At 48.9% G+C, this 18,857-nt stretch carries 18 protein-coding genes; 8 read left to right on the top strand and 10 right to left on the bottom strand.

All coding sequences use genetic code 11. The annotated features are described in order from the left end of the window. Window positions 1-18 precede the first annotated feature (18 nt). Window positions 19-309 (bottom strand): hypothetical protein, encoded by a 291-nt coding sequence (locus OXH18_RS09780; protein ID WP_268612472.1) that lies wholly within the window; start codon window positions 307-309, stop codon window positions 19-21. Window positions 310-602: 293 nt separating this feature from the next. Between OXH18_RS09780 and OXH18_RS09775 the strand changes: the two genes are divergently transcribed. The 3 genes from OXH18_RS09775 (at window position 603) to OXH18_RS09765 (ending at window position 3,330) form a co-directional block, all read left to right on the top strand. Beyond that, entirely contained in the window at window positions 603-1,283 is a 681-nt protein-coding gene (locus OXH18_RS09775; RefSeq protein WP_268612470.1) for a hypothetical protein, read from the top strand. Between the two features lie 203 nt (window positions 1,284-1,486). Then, entirely contained in the window at window positions 1,487-2,251 is a 765-nt protein-coding gene (locus OXH18_RS09770) for a hypothetical protein (RefSeq protein WP_268612468.1), read from the top strand. Between the two features lie 407 nt (window positions 2,252-2,658). Further along, a complete protein-coding gene (locus OXH18_RS09765; protein WP_268612466.1) occupies window positions 2,659-3,330 on the top strand; it encodes a hypothetical protein in 672 nt (223 codons plus the stop codon). Window positions 3,331-3,455: 125 nt separating this feature from the next. Here OXH18_RS09765 and ftsY read toward each other — a convergent pair whose 3' ends face one another. The 3 genes from ftsY to OXH18_RS09750 all read right to left on the bottom strand — a co-directional run bounded on the left by ftsY (window position 3,456) and on the right by OXH18_RS09750 (window position 6,453). After that, on the bottom strand, window positions 3,456-5,009 hold the full coding sequence (gene ftsY / locus OXH18_RS09760) for a signal recognition particle-docking protein FtsY (RefSeq protein ID WP_268612464.1): 1,554 nt from the start codon (window positions 5,007-5,009) through the stop codon (window positions 3,456-3,458). A 139-nt stretch (window positions 5,010-5,148) separates the two neighbouring features. Further along, window positions 5,149-5,778 (bottom strand): transcription antitermination factor NusB, encoded by a 630-nt coding sequence (nusB, locus tag OXH18_RS09755; RefSeq protein WP_268612462.1) that lies wholly within the window; start codon window positions 5,776-5,778, stop codon window positions 5,149-5,151. A 54-nt stretch (window positions 5,779-5,832) separates the two neighbouring features. Further along, window positions 5,833-6,453 (bottom strand): hypothetical protein, encoded by a 621-nt coding sequence (locus OXH18_RS09750; RefSeq protein WP_268612460.1) that lies wholly within the window; start codon window positions 6,451-6,453, stop codon window positions 5,833-5,835. A gap of 430 nt (window positions 6,454-6,883) precedes the next feature. On the opposite strand from OXH18_RS09750, the gene OXH18_RS09745 reads away from it, so the two are divergent. After that, a complete protein-coding gene (locus OXH18_RS09745) occupies window positions 6,884-9,415 on the top strand; it encodes a glycogen/starch/alpha-glucan phosphorylase (protein ID WP_268612458.1) in 2,532 nt (843 codons plus the stop codon). Between the two features lie 664 nt (window positions 9,416-10,079). Here OXH18_RS09745 and OXH18_RS09740 read toward each other — a convergent pair. The 6 genes from OXH18_RS09740 to OXH18_RS09715 form a co-directional block, all read right to left on the bottom strand. After that, on the bottom strand, window positions 10,080-10,373 hold the full coding sequence (locus OXH18_RS09740; RefSeq protein ID WP_268612456.1) for a DUF2288 domain-containing protein: 294 nt from the start codon (window positions 10,371-10,373) through the stop codon (window positions 10,080-10,082). 145 nt (window positions 10,374-10,518) lie between these two features. Then, on the bottom strand, window positions 10,519-11,157 hold the full coding sequence (locus OXH18_RS09735; RefSeq protein WP_315874698.1) for a lysophospholipid acyltransferase family protein: 639 nt from the start codon (window positions 11,155-11,157) through the stop codon (window positions 10,519-10,521). A gap of 399 nt (window positions 11,158-11,556) precedes the next feature. After that, window positions 11,557-11,757 (bottom strand): DUF2949 domain-containing protein, encoded by a 201-nt coding sequence (locus OXH18_RS09730; protein ID WP_268612452.1) that lies wholly within the window; start codon window positions 11,755-11,757, stop codon window positions 11,557-11,559. 716 nt (window positions 11,758-12,473) lie between these two features. Further along, window positions 12,474-13,088, bottom strand: a complete 615-nt coding sequence (locus OXH18_RS09725) for a DUF192 domain-containing protein (protein WP_268612450.1) — start codon at window positions 13,086-13,088, stop codon at window positions 12,474-12,476. A 109-nt stretch (window positions 13,089-13,197) separates the two neighbouring features. After that, window positions 13,198-13,887: a response regulator transcription factor NblR gene (gene nblR, locus OXH18_RS09720; protein ID WP_268612448.1), complete on the bottom strand. Its 690-nt coding sequence runs from the start codon at window positions 13,885-13,887 to the stop codon at window positions 13,198-13,200. Window positions 13,888-14,062: 175 nt separating this feature from the next. Continuing rightward, window positions 14,063-14,980: an NAD(+) kinase gene (locus tag OXH18_RS09715; RefSeq protein ID WP_268613153.1), complete on the bottom strand. Its 918-nt coding sequence runs from the start codon at window positions 14,978-14,980 to the stop codon at window positions 14,063-14,065. Window positions 14,981-15,288: 308 nt separating this feature from the next. On the opposite strand from OXH18_RS09715, the gene OXH18_RS09710 reads away from it, so the two are divergent. The 4 genes from OXH18_RS09710 (at window position 15,289) to OXH18_RS09695 (ending at window position 18,790) form a co-directional block, all read left to right on the top strand. After that, complete coding sequence (locus OXH18_RS09710; RefSeq protein WP_315874644.1) at window positions 15,289-16,080, top strand: LmeA family phospholipid-binding protein; 792 nt, start codon at window positions 15,289-15,291, stop codon at window positions 16,078-16,080. 186 nt (window positions 16,081-16,266) lie between these two features. Further along, window positions 16,267-16,914 carry a MotA/TolQ/ExbB proton channel family protein gene (locus OXH18_RS09705; protein WP_268612444.1) on the top strand — a complete coding sequence of 216 codons (648 nt, stop codon included), beginning with the start codon at window positions 16,267-16,269 and terminating at the stop codon, window positions 16,912-16,914. Continuing rightward, a complete protein-coding gene (locus tag OXH18_RS09700; RefSeq protein ID WP_268612443.1) occupies window positions 16,898-17,302 on the top strand; it encodes an ExbD/TolR family protein in 405 nt (134 codons plus the stop codon). Before OXH18_RS09705 ends, OXH18_RS09700 begins: the two co-directional genes overlap by 17 nt. A gap of 231 nt (window positions 17,303-17,533) precedes the next feature. Then, window positions 17,534-18,790 (top strand): SH3 domain-containing protein, encoded by a 1,257-nt coding sequence (locus OXH18_RS09695; RefSeq protein WP_268612441.1) that lies wholly within the window; start codon window positions 17,534-17,536, stop codon window positions 18,788-18,790. The last annotated feature ends 67 nt before the right edge of the window (window positions 18,791-18,857 follow it).

Here is an 18,857-nt window from a genome sequence, read left to right as displayed (position 1 = left end):
CCCCTCTCCTGCGTTTGATTACCGCAACAGCCGCCAGACAGATCGCCAGAAACTGGCAGGCTTGGCTGTTTTTGATGAATCGGCTGTCCAACACCGCTCTAAGTAAGCAATTTGCTGCCCGCTGTCTAATTCGTTAAGCAGCAAGATAAGTACCGATCGCTTTAAAAAACTCGCACTCCACAGTTTGCTAGCAATGTTAGAACGAAACTGTTGTACTGAATCAGAGGATGAGGTTAACTGCTGGTGAGCATGGCATAGAGCATCGCCATTGACCGAATAGCTTAAAACTGAATCACTTGAATATTTCACTACTAACCTCCACAATCAATTATCTGGGAGGCACGTCCAAACCTGTCACCATGCAGTTTCGCTCTTAAGTTGACACTTGTATTAGTTGATACTTGGCTGAATGAGTTGCGAGATAGAGAAATAGAGTTTCTAGCTATTGCTCAACTCGCATCACCAAGTCCCTACCCAGTGACTCAACGCAAGCTGCATGTCCGAATCTTTTTCCATGCCTACATCACTGTTTTGTAGTCACTGTTTGATTGTAGCAGATTCTTAGACTGTATACTGAATGCAAAAACTAACCAGGCACTCCCATGTCTAGTCCTCACGAGGATCAGTTGTTTTACTCTAGTGTCGTGATCGAGCACATTGTTCCAAACGGCAAAGACCAAGCTTTCAAACAGTGGTATGCCAATTTGATTCGGGTAGCCAAACGCTATGACGGCTATGTGCGCACTGATTTGGGCCCACCACTGCGCTGTGCTAATCATGTGGTCAAGTGGTACTCCATCATGCACTTTGACACACCAGAGCATCTGGAGCAGTGGGTGAAGTCAGACGATCGCCAACAGTTTTTAGAGGCAGGGCAAGAGATTTTAGAGGCCTATCGGTTTAAATCCTTTACCACTGGTTTAGAGGGTTGGTTTTCACGTGCCGCAGGTTCTGAAGAGCAAGCAGGACTTGGGCCACCTGCCTGGAAGCAGGTATTAGCTGTGGTGTTGGGGCTATACCCAACGCTGATGGTGCAAAGCATGATCTTCACTACCCTTGGTGTGATGCAATCGTGGCCACCAGCGAGTGCCATGGTCATCAACAATCTCATCACGTCTTCGGTGCTGACGTGGCTGGTGATGCCAGTTGTAACACGCTGCTTACGGTTTTGGTTACGCCCTGCCTATCGACTTTCGACACTGCAAACCGATGCGATGGGAGCGGCAATTGTGCTGATGGCATTGGTACTGATGGCGTCACTGTTCAACTACTGGCAGCATTGACGATAACACTGGAGAAAACTTTAGAAATGATAAAACCGCATTTTTGTATACAGAATACAACCTTTGATAGTGTTAAAGGCGGCGAATTTAACGAAGAATGATAGTAAGCAGCCGTTCAGCGGGTTCTATACGGGTCTTTGGGCTTAATGCTCAACAGATCCTCGTAAACGTTGCGTATTGCTTTCTATTAACCTTATCTAACTATGATTTTAGAGCCAGTAATTCGCCATATTCGCAATGCTTCTAGCGACTGGATGCAGCTTGATGCTGATGCTGATGCTGATCAAGTTTTCTACTCTAGTGTTGTAATTGAGCATATTGTGCCGAAGGGCAAGGGCTATGCGTTTAAGCAATGGTATGCCGAGTTATTGTCTGCGACTAAACAGTTTGAGGGGTTTGTCCGAGCCGACCGTTGTCGCCCCTTAGAGTGCAAAAATGGAGTATTGAAGTGGTACTCTATTATTCACTTTGACACGCCAGAGCATCTGAACGATTGGTTAGCCTCGGCAGAACGAGAAGCTTTAATAGAGCGAGGACAGCAAATTTTTGAAAGCTACAAATTTAAGTCCTTAACGACTGGGCTGGAAGGATGGTTTTCCCGTGAGGCTGGTTCAGAACTCGCCAGTCTAGGCCCACCATCTTGGAAACAAATTTTATCGATAGTGCTAGGTTTATATCCGATCGTCATGCTGCAATCGTTGGTGTTTGATCAGTTGGGCATAATGCACTCGTGGTCGCCTGCCAGCGCGATGTTTGTGAATAACCTGATTACAACTTGCATTTTGACCTGGCTCATCATGCCGCTGGTAATTCATTCGCTCAACTTTTGGTTACAGCCAGCGCATCGTACATCATCACTATCACTCAGGATGGAATTGTGGGGAACTGCAATCGTTGCTGGCATGATGGGACTAATGGTTATAGCGTTCGATCAACTACATCTAATTGTTGGGGAACTGCGTGGTTAATTTCCGGTTCGTTAATCTATATGCTGCGCCAGTAGATTGATTATCAGGATAAGTACAAACCGTTAAACACAAGTGGTGAGTTTCTTGGTTTAATATTTCTATAGTTTGGTCATTCAGTGATTCATCGCTTGCTTCACTGAAATTTTTGACGATCGCCATCCAAAAAAAGACCATATAGCGCGAAGAACCCTCGTTTTTTCTTAACTTTGCGTCGATTTCACATCATATACTATGATTGTTAGTTGGTTTCTTTATTGATTTAAAAAGCTGGTTCCTGTTGGTACTTCGTTCAGTGCTTGCAAAACTGAGTTCAGCAAGCATTCTAGAAAAGTAATGTCTAGAACAGCCTCTAGCAACGTCTGAAGTGCTAGAAAACCTTCACAAAATCCTTAAACAGGAAGTTAATTATGTCATTACAGATCAGAGTATTGGCTAGTACTGTGTTTGCTACGGCAGTTGGAGTGAATTTGATCGCCGCGATAGTAGCTGCTCCACTTTTGGCGCAAACTACTTCTGTAGACACCATTGACGATGATGTCGTTGTGGATCTGCTAGAAGCTAATAACTGTGCTATTTTGACCAATGACGGTCGCATCATTACGGTAGACGGTGCAGATGCAGACCCCGATGGGGATGGTCGTGTTGAGCGGTTCTGTACGCCTGCCCGGTTAGAGCGCCTCGTTAAGAATGAGGACTTTGCAGAAATCGATGTGCTCACTCGGACAGATTACGATGATGATGGAGACTTTGACGAGGATGAATGGTTGGCAGTTGATATCATCAATATTCCCTCGGCACGGCAACTTACTCCCGGCAATTATGTCATTGCGATCAGTGGAGCCGGAGTTGTCACCAATGGTAACCTCATCAATTTGGTAGAGGTATCTGAGGCAGAGGCCCTGGCGCTTCTAGAAGAAATTGAACGATCGCGTGTGACGGTGATTGAACAGCAAGTCATCCCAACTCCGGCTCCGGCTCCGGCTCCAATCCCAACCCCGGCTCCGGCTCCGGCGCCAGTCCCGCAAGTGCAACCAGCTCCAGCCCCGGCTCCGGCTCCTCCGGTTCCGGCCCTCTGGTAGAAGTAGATGGGTGGATGCATCGGATTAGAAGATCAGACCGATCCATCTACCCTCTGCCCTCGGTGTTCAGTCAATCATACCCGGCAAGTTTTCTTCTTCCCAAGGACACGATTATCGTCTTATTCTTAACCACTCAATAGCGCTTCTACAAACTCATAACTCGAAAACGGCCGTAAATCCTCGATGCCTTCTCCAGCACCAATGAAGCGAATGGGCAGACCAAGCTGTTGCACCACTGCCAGCGCAATTCCCCCTTTGGCTGTACCATCCAGTTTGGTCAACACCACGCCACTGAGTTTTGCCACCTCCGAAAACACCTCAGCTTGGCGCAACCCATTTTGACCCAGCGTGGCATCCAGAACCAGCAGCGACTCTACGTTGGCATCGGGAGCCTTTTTGTCAATAATACGACGGATTTTGCTCAACTCTTCCATCAGGTTCTTTTTGTTCTGCAATCGACCTGCTGTATCTACTAGTAGCAATTCGGTGTTCCTCGATTGGGCAGCGGCAATGCCATCGAACACAACCGCTGCTGGATCGGTATTTTTGCCAGGATTGGCAATGACTTCTACTTGGCTACGATCGCCCCACACTTTCACCTGCTGTACGGCCGCTGCTCGAAAGGTGTCGGCTGCCGCAATCAAACAACGGTAGCCAGATTTGTTGGCAATGTGTGCCAATTTGCCGATCGTTGTGGTCTTGCCGGCTCCGTTAACTCCTGTAATCAACCAAATATTGAGCTTGTCTTTCTCTGGCACGAAGGATAGCGTGTGAGACCCTCCCAGTGGCCGATCGAGCATATCTCGCAGAATTTGCTTTAGATAGGCGATCGCTTCGGCAGGAGGCAGGGCTTCTTGGCGCAGTCTCGATTGCAGCGATTCAATAATGTGATCGGTAGCTTCAATGCCCACATCCGCTTGCAGCAACAAGGACTCAATTTCCAGCACCGCATCTTGATTGAGCGGCCCTTGCCCGACGATCGCCCGCAATTGATTCACCAAATTGCGCCGAGTTTTGTCCAATCCTTGCCGCAAGCGTTTCAGCCAGGTGATTTCTTCAATCGAGACATCGTCGGGGCGGCGGCCTTGAGCAGCCAACACTTCTGTACTCCACAGAAAGGCTTCGTCGAGAACAAAATCAGGAATCGGTTCTACCTCGGCCGCAGCCGTAGGGGATTCAGTCGTGGCAGATGGTTCTGGTTCGGCGGCGATTGCTTCTGTGCGCAGTCGTTCCAGACGTTCTAAACGATCGGCCTCAGCCTTGGCCCAAAAAGGAAGTTGACTCGAAGCAACATCTGCGATCGGGTCTAGTTGAGGGTCTAGTTGAGGGTCTAGCTCGCCAACTGTTGGTTCCGTGGCTTCAATGGCAGCAGGTTCAACCACCTCCACGGGTGCAGAATCGGGTGTATCCTTGCTTGATTCTGCTGCTTCGGAAGACGACTCGATTGCAGGTTCACTCGAAGCGTCTGCTTGTTCTGCCTGTTTGCGCTTGCGAATATTTTCGTAAGCAGCTTTAGCCCATGCTAATTGATCTTGGGCAACGGCAGGAGGAGCAGCTTCAGATACTGGCTCTGTAACCGCTGGTGCTGTTGCTTCAGGAGAGGATGCGCTTGAGACAGTTTCCTCCTCGGCGGAGGGTTGATCGCTGTGTTGACGATTGAACCAGTTAAAAGGAGCCATAACACCTGAACCCGCTATCCAATATGACACTCACACCTAGTTATTCTAGAATCTAGCTATTTCAGAATCCTAGCTATCCAGATCATCGAACTTGCACTAGTTTGCAACGGCTGGTTTGTCCTTCTCATTCTCAGTTTCATTAAGTCACTGAGGATTCAGACTTGTATTGTTCTACAACTCGCCGCAAGACTCCGTTGATAAAGCGGTAGCCATCCTCACCGCTATATCGTTTTGCCAATTCGACTGCCTCGTTGATCGCCACCTGTTGCGGTACACCCAAAAAACTCATTTCAGTGACAGCAATCCGCAAAATATCTTGATCGATGCGGGCCAGTCGCCGCAGTTGCCAATCAACCATGGCTTGTTCGATCGTCCGATCCACCTCAGCTTGATGCGCTTTTACTTGAGTTAATAACTCTATAGTGTAGGCGCGTACTTCTTTCTGATTGGCCAGTTGAATGAATTCAGGTAATTCCAGTGCAGACCCCAACCGATTCACTGCTGTTTGCGTCAGATCCATCGCCTCGCGAATCATCGCTTTCGCACTTTGCACATCGGTAGTTCGAGTCTCGCTGCTGAGCAGTCGATCGCTGCTGCGATTCAGTTCTGCTGCCGCCGTTTCCAAGGTGTCGTGCACTTCGGTGGTGAGGGTGCGGATAGCTGCCAGCACAACATCTTGTAGCTGTTGCGCTTGAAGACGGTCTGGCTTGGCAGGCAGTTGGGCAATACTGAGGAGAGCCAGTTCACGGGCAATTCGACGAGCTTGCATGGCGGATTACAGGGCGGATTCATTGACAAGGTTCAAAGCTTGGTTATTGTAACATCAGGGCTGTAGGGTTAGCTGCCATTCCTTGGCTTCGGCATTCCAGGTTGGAAAAGGGGATTGACCCACAATGTAGGGCCCCCAATAGCGACGCGATCCATCTTGAGCGAACGCCACCAGCACATCCCCCGGCTGAAGTTGCAAGGTTTGATTAGGCAATGACAAAATTAACCCTCGATTGCTGCCTTCGCGGGGGGCAAAATCCCAATGAACGGGTTGGTTTGGCTCTATTGGGTCTGTTTCGCTCGGTTCGGCTGCCTCTGCGCCTGCTTCCGGTTCCGATTCCACAGGCACAGGTTGCAACAGAGCCACTCGCAGCGGATATTCAGTTTGATTGCTGACGCGCAAACTGCCCTGGGCCGTAGCCAAAACGTCGGGAGAAAGAGGCGTGGCGCTGACAATGGGGGATGGAATTGGGGTCGGGACTGGGGTCGGAACTTGGGTTGGCGCGGGTACAGGCGACGCGATCGGCGATTCGTCTGGTTTGGCCGGTTGCCTACGATCGGTTGGGGCATTGCGTGCTACTTGAATTTCAACATTGGCAAACAGCGATGCAATCAAACATAGCCCCAAAATACCAATCACCGCAGGGTATATTTTTAGCTTTAAATCGTTCGTCACAACCCCCGCTCCTCTACTGTCATCGTTTTTCAATCTTCACGGTCTCTATCTCTACTCTAGAGAGTGAGCCAAGCTTTGGGGGAGGGTGAAGATGAGTTTCTAACAAAGTTTTTGAGTTGGAAGAATTTAACGTTGAATTTTGAATCTTAAGGTTGAATTTAACAATGTTTGTATCGAGGACTGTTTGTATCAGGCATGGCGGATGACTAGCATGAGAACATGCCAGACTACTTAGCTGCACGTCTGCTGGGTGACTGGGTCTCCCAAACCATGAATTTCAGCCAGTTTTAAGCCACATAAGATTGACAACCAGCAGTTAGAACACCGGTATCTATTGGCTGTGAACCAGGAATAGTCTGCATTAGAACCAATCAACCATTTTTCATCTGCTCAAGCTGCTCAAGCAGCCACAATCTTAGGAGTTATACTCATGCAAACGATCCCTAATCCAAGGCAGGAAGCTATTCGGGTAGAAGACGATCGCACAGGGTTAAGCATCGAAACCTTAAAACGCGCTTTTCTAGACAATTTATTCTATATTCAGGGCAAATTTCCTGCGATTGCTACCAAAAATGATTACTACAACGCCTTAGCCTATACTGTGCGCGATCGGCTGTTTCAGCGGTGGTTGGCAACGGCCGAGACCTATTCCCAGCAGGCTGCTCGCACTGTCTGCTATCTTTCTGCCGAATTTCTGATGGGCCCACATTTGGGCAATAACCTGATTAATTTGGGCATTTACGATCAGGTGAAGCAGGCGATCGAAGAAATGGGACTCAACCTAGAAGAATTGCTAGAGCAGGAAGAGGAACCCGGTTTAGGCAATGGCGGTTTGGGACGGCTAGCCGCGTGCTACCTCGACTCTATGGCCACCCTTGAAGTGCCGGCAATGGGCTATGGCATTCGCTACGAGTTTGGTATTTTTGACCAACGCATTCAAGATGGATGGCAGGTAGAAATCACCGACAAATGGCTACGCTATGGCAATCCCTGGGAAGTAATTCGGCCCGAATGGGAAGTAGAAGTGAAACTGGGCGGTCACACCGAATCCTATACCGATGAGCAAGGGCAATATCGTGTACGCTGGGTTCCGTTCCAAGTGGTGAAAGGCATCCCCTACGACACCCCCATTTCTGGTTATAAGGTGAACACCTGCAATACGCTGAGGCTATGGTCGGCACAAGCTCCCGAATCGTTTGACTTTGACGCCTTCAACGCTGGAGATTATATCGGGGCAGTTCAGCAAAAGATGATGTCGGAAAACCTATCGAAGGTGCTTTATCCCAACGACAACATCTCTCAGGGCAAGCAACTGCGGCTAGCACAGCAGATTTTCTTTGTCTCCTGTTCATTGCAAGACATGATCCGAATTTTGCTGAGACAGGGCTTGCCGCTAGAGCGCTTCCACGAAAAGTTCACAATCCAGTTGAACGATACTCATCCCTCGATCGCTGTGGCTGAACTGATGCGATTGTTGTTGGATGAGCACTATCTAGACTGGGAGCAGGCTTGGCACATCACCACCCACGCCTTTGCCTACACCAACCACACCCTTTTACCAGAAGCCCTTGAACGCTGGCCCTTACGTCTGTTTGGTGAATTGTTGCCGCGCCATCTGGAAATTGTATTTGAAATCAACCGTCGCTTCTTAAACGACGTACGCCTGAAATATCCCGATGATGTCGATCGCCTCCGTCGTCTGTCGTTGATTGATGAAAGCGGCGAGCGGTATGTGCGCATGGCCAATCTGGCCTGTGTCGGTAGTTTTGCTATCAATGGAGTGGCAGCGTTGCATACCGAATTACTCAAGCGTGATGTGCTGCGCGATTTCTACGAGCTATATCCAGAGAAATTCAACAACAAAACCAATGGTGTTACGCCGCGCCGTTTTATGGTGTTAAGCAATCCCCGCTTAACCCAGTTGATTACGCGCCGCATTGGTGACAGTTGGATTAAGAATTTAGACGAATTGCACAAACTGGAACCCCTGGCTGATGATCCAGCTTTTCGTCAGGAATTTCGGCAAATCAAGCACGCCATCAAGCAAGATTTGGCAGGTTACATCAAATCCAAGACGAATATTGAGGTCGATCCCAACTCGCTATTTGACATTCAATCCAAACGTATCCACGAGTATAAGCGGCAACACCTCAACGCCTTGCACATTGTGACCCTGTACAACCGCATTAAAGCTAACCCAGACATTGACATTACCCCACGCACTTTCTTATTTGGCGGCAAGGCGGCTCCTGGCTATTACATGGCTAAGTTGATCATTAAGTTGGTCAACTCCATTGGCGATGTGGTCAATCGCGATCCGGATGTGCGCGATCGCCTCAAAGTGGTGTGGCTAGAGGACTATAATGTTAAGTTTGCCCAGCGAGTCTATCCGGCCGCCGACTTGTCGGAACAGATTTCCACGGCTGGTAAAGAAGCCTCAGGCACAGGCAATATGAAATTTGCCATGAACGGAGCCTTGACAATCGGCACGCTCGACGGAGCCAATGTAGAAATTCGTCAAGAAGTGGGGGCAGAAAACTTTTTCCTGTTTGGACTCACCACCGAAGAAGTCTATGCCAAGAAGGCAGCGGGCTATCACCCGATGGAGTACTATCACAGCAATCCTGAGTTGAAGCGCGTAATTGATCGCATTGCCTCTGGGTTTTTCTGCGGCGGCGACTGTGATTTGTTCAAGCCGATCGTCGATAACTTGCTCTATGACGATCCCTACCTGCTGTTGGCAGATTATCAATCCTACATTGACTGCCAAGATCAGGTTAGCCAGGCCTATCGCGACTCTGAAAATTGGACGCGCATGGCAATTTTGAATGTGGCGCGGATGGGTAAATTCTCCTCCGATCGCTCTATCCGAGATTACTGCCAAGACGTGTGGCATGTGGAATCGGTTGAGATTGGCTTGAAGGAATATGTACAGGAGGCAATCGGTCAACTGACGCCATAGCTAGATTACTGGTTATCTACTTGTTGTTTTTGTTGGTTCGATTTGTTGGTTCGATCGGGTTTCAGCCTGTTCTAATAGGCGGCTGTGCGGGCGGACTCGGTTCGCTCCACGGCTGCTCTGCGTACTAGTGCAATGAGTCGAAAAAATTAAACAGAAATCGGGTTAATCCGTTGACATAGGGCGATCGTAAACTGTTTCCTACGAACTTTTTCACGGGTCGCCCTTGCTTCTGCTGTAAAATGGCCTACACTATTTAATAATCCATGGTTGAATATAACTTTTGTTGACTTGAGTTAAATTTCATTATTAAAAATCATCCAAGATCATCTGGACTGATGAACCAATGTGGCGAAGGTACATAGACAGGAGCGGCGCTACCGTAGATCTAGATTACCCGACTCCACATAGCGGGAGGGAAAAGTGGAAGAAATTCTAAGAATTGTCAAACTGTTCGGAGTGTTGCTAATCTCAACTTGCTTATTCTGCTGGTTGCTGACTTCTGAACTCGACTCTGAGAACTCAAATCTCATCTTGACATTGCTGTCGTTTGTTGTTGGTGTGCCAGTTCTTGGGTTTCTGGGCATCGCCACAATGGAATAACCTCAAGTCTTGGGTGTTTTGTTAGATATTGCTTTAGAGCTTTAGCCCAAGGGAAGAGTAGCACCTAGGCAGCCAAATCTTGCACCAACACATAGGGTTGCACAATTAAAGCATTAAAGCGGCGAGTTCGATTGCTGGCCCAATCGGACAATTGCTCCGAAGACGGTTTGTAAATCAGTTGTTCGCTAATCCACCGCTGGACGGCTGGTACGTTGTCGCTGGCAATGGCAACCCCCACATCCACAAGATCCAACTCTGAAGTCACCATCACAACGGCATCCCGCTGAGCATGGGGCATGAGCCATTCCCATTCCGCTTCATCAACCATGGCCGCCAGTTCGGTGTGTAAATTCTGCATGAGTTCTGTTGTTATGTCGAGTTAGAAGTCAGCTTCGTTACCATAGCACAGAAGGCAAACTCGCGCAGATTTTAGGTACATCGTAGTCAATCAGGTCGGTTGTAGTTGAAACCAATGTGGAAGGATCACCCCATTCTATCTGCAATCATCGTCCTAGATCGTGCATGGCATGAATCATGTCAACGCACTGCTGCGTAATCGCTTCCAATTCCGCTCGATCGCCTGATTTAGGGGGGGCGATCGGTTCACCAATGCGGACGGTTACAGGGACTGGGCGCGGCAGTTTGCTTCCTTTGGCAATAATGGCTTGAGTTCCCCACAGACTAACGGGTAACAACGGCGCTTGCACCTTAGCGGCAATCATGGCAGCTCCCAGTTTGGGATGATGAATCCGAGCATCGGCGGTGCGGGTTCCTTCTAAAAACACCCCAACGGCCCACCCGTTCGACAATTGCGCCAGTGCAGCACGAATGGCACTGCGATCGGCCGATCCTCGCTTCACTGGATAGGCTCCATACAGTCGAATTGCGCGACCCAGCCCAGGCACATTAAACAATTCTTCTTTGGCCATGTAGGAAACTGGACGCCGCACACAGTTCGAGACGATCGGCGGGTCAAAGTCACTGGCATGGTTAGCCACCACAATTAGCGGACCTGTGGGTGGTACATGGTCTGCGCCATAAATTCGCCCCCGAAAATAAGTATGCAGCATGGGACTAACCACCGACCATTTGAAGAGATGGTAGAGGGCAAGACTAATGGCGGGTTCGCGCTGGCGATCGATGGAGTACTGACTATCGCGGCTCATTGCTAGGAAACTCGTTGTAAACGATGCTGCAAAACGAGGGTTGGGGATAAAATACACACTTTAGAGTATGCCTGCAAATGAACGCAGACGACCTCTTTTTCTTACCTAATCTAATTAAAAAGGCGAGTCTTGCATCGACTCGCCCTGCTGCTGCCTGTATTAACCAATAGGTTTCGAGATAATACAAAGAACAATACAAATAGGTGTGAAGAGACTAATAATATTGAATCTAATATTGAATCAATAAAATGTTGTTGAGATAGTGACTGACTATGATAACAACTGCTGTTAATGTCCTTCAGATTATCAAGCGCACTTGGTTGAACGGTCAACATCTGTAGGCTACTCCTGAACTGTACATAGCTTAAGTAGAGCTTAAGTAGACTGGGCCGTTTCCAACCAATCAAAAATCCGATCGAGTTGATCGAGCGTTACTAATCCGTACTGCCAAAGAATCATCGGCAATGGTCCCGGATCTTGCTCACGGTAGCGTAGTGCAATGGCGATCGATGAGGACGATAAAGCCAAATCTTCTTGTAAAAACCGAATGAATCGAGAATAGGTTGCAGGCGTCATATCAATCTTCACCTCCTTGGGTCTATCAATAACTTCTTCATAGTGCTATCGAGTTATTTTGATCAAAATCATGTTAGAGCGTAGAATCCGGACGTTAAACCGTTGGAGCGATGGCGATCGTGCGCTGAAGCCGCGACGACGGCTCCCAACTTTCGCTTTATCTCTATCCAACAAACCTTATCTAGCGCTGCAAGGGCGATTTCTCGAACTACCTCCAAACTTGGGTTAGCAGAGGCACCTGCCTAAACGCTCAAGTGCCATACCCAGAAACAAAAAGTAATGTTTCTTTCTGGTGTAGTTCTGTTAACCCCGCTCACTTTCGGCTGAACTCCCTTGGAACTCAATTAATCTGTTGCCTTGAGAGCAAACGGACTTGCCAAGGACAGTATCAAGGATAGATGAAATTTCAAAAATTGAACTGACTCTTTTGAAAAGAATTCACCCATTTTTAGTTCTTCGTCAATGCAATTTCCGTAGATACTCCCGTAGATTTCCCACAAGCCGTTCTTTTTAATCCAGAGTTGCTTCCGTGTTTGCGCTATTAATAGCCTCCTATTTTTGCTGGTTCTAGGAGGAGCATGATAGCAGATCAGCGATATTCTAATACAGATCAAACGCACTAAATTTCTTTGATAAAGTCAATAATTTTTGTGAATCTGATCTTACTGTGAACGTTGTTCATTAATTGAAGTCATGAAGTCACGTCAAACACTGAATTATTCCAGAAACTCAATGACAATCCGATCGCCAGTCGTGAGTCCCAACTCGGCAGCCCGACCGCTGCGTAGCTCAATCACGTGATCAATCACAACCGAGCGATCCGGGCCATAGGTGGGGCAAGGATCGGCTTCGCAAGGTAAGGCGTTTTCAACAATTGCCTGCACCTCGCCATTGCGAAGGAATACCATGTCCAGCGGAGAAGGAGTATTTTTCATCCAAAACTGCACCGGGCGCGGTGGATCAAAGACAAATAACATGCCGCGATCGTCTGGCAACGGAGGACGATGCATTAGCCCCTTAGATTGTTCTTGCGGAGTTCGAGCCACTTCTAGTTGAATGCGTTGTCCTCCGATCTCGGTTGCGGCTGAAATGGGCAAATATTGACCGTTGGTGCGCAGCGTTGGCACAGATTCCCCTTCCGTCTGAGCGCGATCGGATTCAACAACTTTGGTTGACCTAGAGGAGTTGGTGTTTGGGGCACGGGTCGCCTCTGGCGAGTTTGCATCGGCTGATGAAACTACAGGCGATGTACAACCCAATAGTAAACTCGCTCCGATCGCCATCATGCTAAGCTGTGCCAGCGATTGCCTCAAAGTTTGTCGAAAGTTCATAGCGTTCTTCACGACTGCATCTGTCCGATAAAGGCGGCTGATAGTAAAAACTGTTAATCAGTAGACGTAGACATTCCCGGTTGTATCCCAGTAGCTCATCTCTAATGGTTTAAGATTCTCGCAGCACGTAACCAACACCTCGCACCGTTTGAATCAGCCGTTTTTCGCCTTCATCTTCGATTTTGAGACGCAGATAGCGAATATAGACTTCAATTACATTAGATTCGCCCATGAAGTCATAACCCCATACGTTTTCTAAAATTTGTTCGCGAGTCAGCACTTCACGCGGGTGTTCCATCAGATATTTTAATAACTCAAATTCCTTCATGGTCAAATCAATGATTCGATCGTGGCGAATTGCCCGGCGAGTGGACAAATCTAGCACCAGATCGCCAAACCGCAGTTGCTCATTACTAGGTGCATCCGATTGAAGATAGAGCCGCACCAGTTTCAGAAACTCGTCGGTTCGGTAAGGCTTGAGAAAATAGTCATCGGCTCCTGCTTGTAGGCAAGCAACCCGATCTTCGACCGCATCGCGGGCCATCAGTAGTAGGACTGGCATGCGGGCCCCTGCCGAGCGCAGATGCGTACACAGCGACAATCCTGATTCGCCAGCTAACATGCGATCGACCACAACTAAGGACGGCTGAAACTCTTTCGCCTGGCGAAGTCCGCTGATTGCATCCAGCGCGATCGCTGTTTCATAACCTGCCTCTTTCAAGTCTGAACTCACATGCTGAGCCAACGCTTCGTCAGTTTCGATCACCAAGACGCGAGGGCTGTGATCAGTAGTATGCATAAAAAGCTAGATAGGTATTACTACTCTGTTGTAGCAAGGAAGCGGCAAGATGGGGATGATAGGATGAGGATTGGGAAGTTAGAGGCGATAGAGGGGAGTTCAAAGCGGTTTCAATTGCTTCTCTATCTTTCTCATCTTCCTCGATCTTCTCCATCTCATCCACCCTTCTGCCTTCCTACGGTAGTTCGACAGAGGTAGGTTTAGCCACGTGGGGCAACCCCCAGCCAAGTTTTTCGCGCAGAATCTGGAAGAATTCATTCGTTCGCAACCGGATAAAGCGAGCCGAGTAGGGCGATCGCACTACGCGCACCTGATCGTCAGGCAGGACGCAACAGCCCGCATTACCATCGACAACCATGACTAGGGGATGGTGGTTGGCTGGGGAAATAACGACGGGTTCGGTGTCAGCAAAGACCAAGGCACGGGAGGCAAGAGAATGGGGACAGATGGGAACAAGCTGTAAGACCGGCACACTGGGGGCAATCACGGGTCCGCCAGCAGAGAGGGAGTAGGCGGTTGATCCGGTAGGTGTCGAGATGATGACACCATCCGCCGCAATGTCTACAGGGGCATGGTGCCCAATTTCAATTTCAAAATGGCACATGCTGGTCAAGGGTTCGCGATGAATCACCATCTCGTTGAGGCACAGCGCCTCCCAAATCAAAGCGGATTGTCGCCACATTTGCACCGACAGCATGGCACGTTCTTCAATTTCAAAGGTTTGGGACAATAGGGCATCAATCGCTTGGGGTAGGTAGTTGAGGTAGGTTTCGGTTAAAAACCCCATATGTCCCGTATTAACCGTGAGCAGCGGAATACCTAGTGGAGCCACTTGCCGAAAGGCTGATAGCACTGTGCCATCGCCACCTAAGACGATCGCAAAAACCATCTCAGCATCAAAATTGGGAGGAGCCAACTGGGTAATGGGGGTATGACAAACAGGACGGTCAGGCTGAGAATAGCCCAAAATGCCGCCAATACCCGTGGCTAGGCACACTTCCCAACCGTGATCCGTTAGCTTCTCTTGTAATTCTCTCGCTACACGGCAAGCAACAGGCTTGATATCGTTGTAGATAATGCCAGCTTTGGGCACACTCAATCCGAATCCTAAAGACTGAAACAACAAGCGAATGGAAGGAGCAAACCAGCAACGAATCCTCCGCGCCACTCCCTATCTAGATTAGGGCCATCAGGTCTGCTTTGAACAGTTGCTTGGCAGGAAATCAATTGAAGAATGACGGCATCCTTGAGGACATACACTTAAAACTGAAGAACTACTGCTTTTAATCGAGATGGTTGATTGATTTGCAAAACTTGAATCAAGTTAATAAAAATTTATGTGGGTTGTCGCCACTTTCATATTTTGTTACAAAGAACAAGAACACGTAAACGAGTGACTGCATGTTTGGTGGTCTTTTAGGTTCAAAAAGCCCTTCTGGCACCGACTTTGGTGAGCAGATGCTCAACGCAGTTGCGGCGCAATCTATCCGCCACTTGTTTACGAAGAGCGATGTGGTTGAAGTGGATGTGCGCTGCTATCCCTCAAGCAAGTTGTTGCAGGGCAGTATTGATAGCTTTAAGATGAGCGGCCGTGGGTTGGTGATTCGTCGCCAGTTTGAAGTTGAGGAGATGTCGTTTGAAACCGACGCTGTGTCGATCGACTTTAGTTCCGTCCTAGGCGGCAAGCTTCGCCTGAAACAACCTACCCAAGCCGTGGCTCAGGTGATTCTCTCGGAAGATGCAATTAACCGGGCCTTTGAAGCGGAGTTGGTGCAAAAACGCTTACAGAACGTTGACCAAGAGGCGTTAACCAACCTATCGGGTGGTGAACCTGTGTCGTTCCGTCATGTACAACTGCGGCTGCTTCCAGATAACCAAGTCAAAATTTCAGCCGAAACCGATTTGCCCAATCGTAGTCACATTCCGATTCAATTAATAGCCACCTTAGGGGTAGAAAAACGCCGCCGTATCTGTTTCAAACAACCACAGTTTCAACCAGATGGGATTGCGCCTGATGTTCAGGGAATTTCCGAGTCACTCTCTAAGGCCTTTGCTGAGGTTTTGGACAACATGGTAGATCTCGATCGCTTTGATCTTGATGGAGTCATGATGCGAATTAATCGGTTGGAAACCCAGGGAACTCAGCTAATCTTCAGCGGCTATGCTCAGATCGAACGATTTCCAGGAACATAATTTCCAGGAACATAATTTTTAGGAACCTAAAGAAGTGGTTAACCTCGTGTAACGCCAGGATTTGTGAGGAATAGAGGGAATAGATTGATAAAAGCAATTAGCTTTGGCTAAACCTGCCTCATCTGACGAAATCTCGCTATGCTGATAGCGGAATCTTTGTAACTACGGCTCAAACCAACGGAAACCATGCCAACTGGTAATCTCTTTGCCCTAGGTGGGGTCGTCATGTGGCCCCTACTAGGGCTTTCAATTTTGGCAGTGGCACTCATTTTAGAACGAATGTTGTTCTGGACACAGGTAGTAAAACGCCAAGATAAAGTAGTGCGGGATGTTTTGTCGGTCTATCGCCGCAGCGCTAAGGATGCTATCTATAAGCTGGAACAGAACAGCAAATTGCCGATCGCCCGCATTTTCTTGGCGGCTCTAGAACTCGATCAGGCCACGCCAGAGGAATTTCGCCTAGCGCTAGAGAGTGCAGCCCAAGCTGAAATTCCCGTGCTGAAGCGCTTTAACACAGTATTCGAGACCATCATTAGCGTGGCTCCGTTACTGGGGCTATTGGGAACCATTTTGGGGCTGATTGGCTCGTTCTCATCGTTGCGTCTTGGGGATTTGGGTGGCACCAACACAGCTAATGTGTCGGCCGGGATTGGTGAAGCGTTGATTTCCACCGCCGCGGGCTTGATGGTGGCGATCGGGACGCTGTTGTTTGCCAATCTGTTTCGCGGGCTATATCAGCGGCAAATTGCCTTAATTCAAGAGTATGGCGGTCAGTTAGAGTTGATTTATCGTCGTCGCTTTGAGCGCAGAGGCAGCCATGCGTCTTCCCAATGACTCTGATCGCCCGTTTCAAATCAACATTGTGCCGATGATCGATGTGATTTTTGCGATCCTGGCCTTTTTCATTCTGTCTACGCTATTTCTGTCCCGCTCTGAGGGGTTGCCTGTCGATCTACCCCAAGCCAATACATCTCAACCAACCGCCGCCCCAAGCCCCTTGGTCGTTACAATCGATCGCGATGGCCGCCTTACCTTAGATCGAGAAGCCATTCAACTAGAGGCCCTGGTGGCGCAAATCCGAGCATTGGCGTTAACTGGACAACAGCCCTTTGTAGTCATCAACGCAGATGCAGCAGTAAGCCATGGAAATGTCGTGGCAGTGATGGATCGCTTACGTAGTATTGAAGGGGTCCGCATGGCGATTGCAACCCAGCGTCCCTAATTTATTCGCAAAATTCTACTTGTCAAGAAAATTTTTGCGTCGAATCAGCATTCGCGATCTATATTGTTAGGAGCTAGAGCAGAATAGATCATATGTTCTACTCTATTGTAAGAGAAATCCGCTAGATTATTCTCTTATCAACGCTACTGATAGCGTAGGTAGTTAATCAGCAGCGATCTTTTATTCATCATTGCATTCCCGTGGAGGTTTCTCTCTGTGGAACCTATCTCAATGAATATGTCTCATTTTCAATGTTGGCGCGCGGTTCGATCGCTTTTTCTGGTCGGTGTCGGATCGGCACTGTTGGCCAGTTGTTCCAATCTGGGCTACTCATCTGGATCAGAATCTGAGTCACAAACTGCTCAGACCGCCGATCCAGCCGCGCTAGCGGCCGAATTCAATTTTCCGCTAACTTCCTGTGGCGAGCAAGCAACCGAGCCAAGGGGTACGTGGTACGTGGTGTACATTGACGGAGCTAATCCAGACGAAGTCCGTCGCGAATATTGCCGAGATGCGATCGGCACCGTGCGGGATGGTACAGGTGCACCGACAGTTCAAGTTGCCAGTCTCACAGATTATGGCAAAGCATTGAAGCTGGCTACGGCGGTGGGGGGTGAAGTCGAAACAACTGTGGTCGATCGAACCTCACCTAGCTCGACTGGCGTTAATGGTAGCACGAGTGCTCAAACAAATCCGTCTGCTTCCACTGACATGGCTTCGCTAACCGCGACCGATCCTGGATCGTTGATTAACATCCGCGAACGGGCAAGTACGTCAGCTGGTATTCGGCAGACGGGGCGAGCGGGTGAGCAGGTGCGCATTTCGGAACAACAACAAGGAGAAGACGGACGCACATGGTACAAAGTGGTGCTGGAGTCGGGAACGGAAGGTTGGGTGCGCAGTGACTTTGTGTCACGGCAAACGGCGGCGAATGGGACTGGCACGACGAGTACTGCCTCTAGCACGTCCTCATCCTTTAATACCAACGCCAATTCCTCGCCATCGTCGAACTCCAGCAGCACCTCATCAGATCTGCGCTATCCCACCGGGGCTGTAACCGATAATGGCAACCGTAATTCATCGTCGAGCTATTCGGCCGATTCGTACTCCTCTGCTTCCAGAGCGGAGGAAACCAATCGATATGCTGCTTCCGATCGCTCGTCTACGTCTGTACAAGAGACAACCACATCTTACTCAACTGATGCAGATCTAGAATCCGATCGCTCCTCTACTGAAGATGAGTATGCGGCAGAAGCCTCGATCGGTGCTGGCAGCTATGCTACGCTACGGAGCGAAAATCCTGGTGCCCGGATCAATGTCCGCAATGATGCCAGCACTGCCGCTGACATTCAAGATATTGGCTTTGCGGGGGATTCAGTCCAAGTGATTGATACTGTTGAAGGCGAAGATGGCTATCTTTGGTATCAGGTCGAGCTAGAAACGGGTGCGGTTGGCTGGGTACGGGGCGATCTACTCAATGGAGTCTGAGAAAGTAGAATCTAGACCAGCCGTTCAAGTGAACATGATCCAGATCTATGCGCACGGAAGCTAGGGG

Origin of the sequence: Thermocoleostomius sinensis A174 (assembly GCF_026802175.1) — a bacterium.
GTDB classification, from domain to species: domain Bacteria; phylum Cyanobacteriota; class Cyanobacteriia; order Elainellales; family Elainellaceae; genus Thermocoleostomius; species Thermocoleostomius sinensis.
This window is presented reverse-complemented; position numbering and strand designations above follow the sequence as displayed.

Bases quoted from the DNA above. Each gene is read 5' to 3' on its own strand.
- OXH18_RS09710 (WP_315874644.1), top strand. From the start codon at position 15,289: ATGTTTGGTGGTCTTTTAGGTTCAAAAAGCCCTTCTGGCACCGACTTT.
- OXH18_RS09770 (WP_268612468.1), top strand. From the start codon at position 1,487: ATGATTTTAGAGCCAGTAATTCGCCATATTCGCAATGCTTCTAGCGAC.
- OXH18_RS09740 (WP_268612456.1), bottom strand. From the start codon at position 10,373: ATGCAGAATTTACACACCGAACTGGCGGCCATGGTTGATGAAGCGGAA.
- nusB (WP_268612462.1), bottom strand. From the start codon at position 5,778: ATGCAAGCTCGTCGAATTGCCCGTGAACTGGCTCTCCTCAGTATTGCC.
- OXH18_RS09695 (WP_268612441.1), top strand. From the start codon at position 17,534: ATGAATATGTCTCATTTTCAATGTTGGCGCGCGGTTCGATCGCTTTTT.
- OXH18_RS09730 (WP_268612452.1), bottom strand. From the start codon at position 11,757: ATGACGCCTGCAACCTATTCTCGATTCATTCGGTTTTTACAAGAAGAT.
- nblR (WP_268612448.1), bottom strand. From the start codon at position 13,887: ATGCATACTACTGATCACAGCCCTCGCGTCTTGGTGATCGAAACTGAC.
- OXH18_RS09745 (WP_268612458.1), top strand. From the start codon at position 6,884: ATGCAAACGATCCCTAATCCAAGGCAGGAAGCTATTCGGGTAGAAGAC.
- OXH18_RS09765 (WP_268612466.1), top strand. From the start codon at position 2,659: ATGTCATTACAGATCAGAGTATTGGCTAGTACTGTGTTTGCTACGGCA.
- OXH18_RS09705 (WP_268612444.1), top strand. From the start codon at position 16,267: ATGCCAACTGGTAATCTCTTTGCCCTAGGTGGGGTCGTCATGTGGCCC.
- OXH18_RS09725 (WP_268612450.1), bottom strand. From the start codon at position 13,088: ATGAACTTTCGACAAACTTTGAGGCAATCGCTGGCACAGCTTAGCATG.
- OXH18_RS09775 (WP_268612470.1), top strand. From the start codon at position 603: ATGTCTAGTCCTCACGAGGATCAGTTGTTTTACTCTAGTGTCGTGATC.
- ftsY (WP_268612464.1), bottom strand. From the start codon at position 5,009: ATGGCTCCTTTTAACTGGTTCAATCGTCAACACAGCGATCAACCCTCC.
- OXH18_RS09700 (WP_268612443.1), top strand. From the start codon at position 16,898: ATGCGTCTTCCCAATGACTCTGATCGCCCGTTTCAAATCAACATTGTG.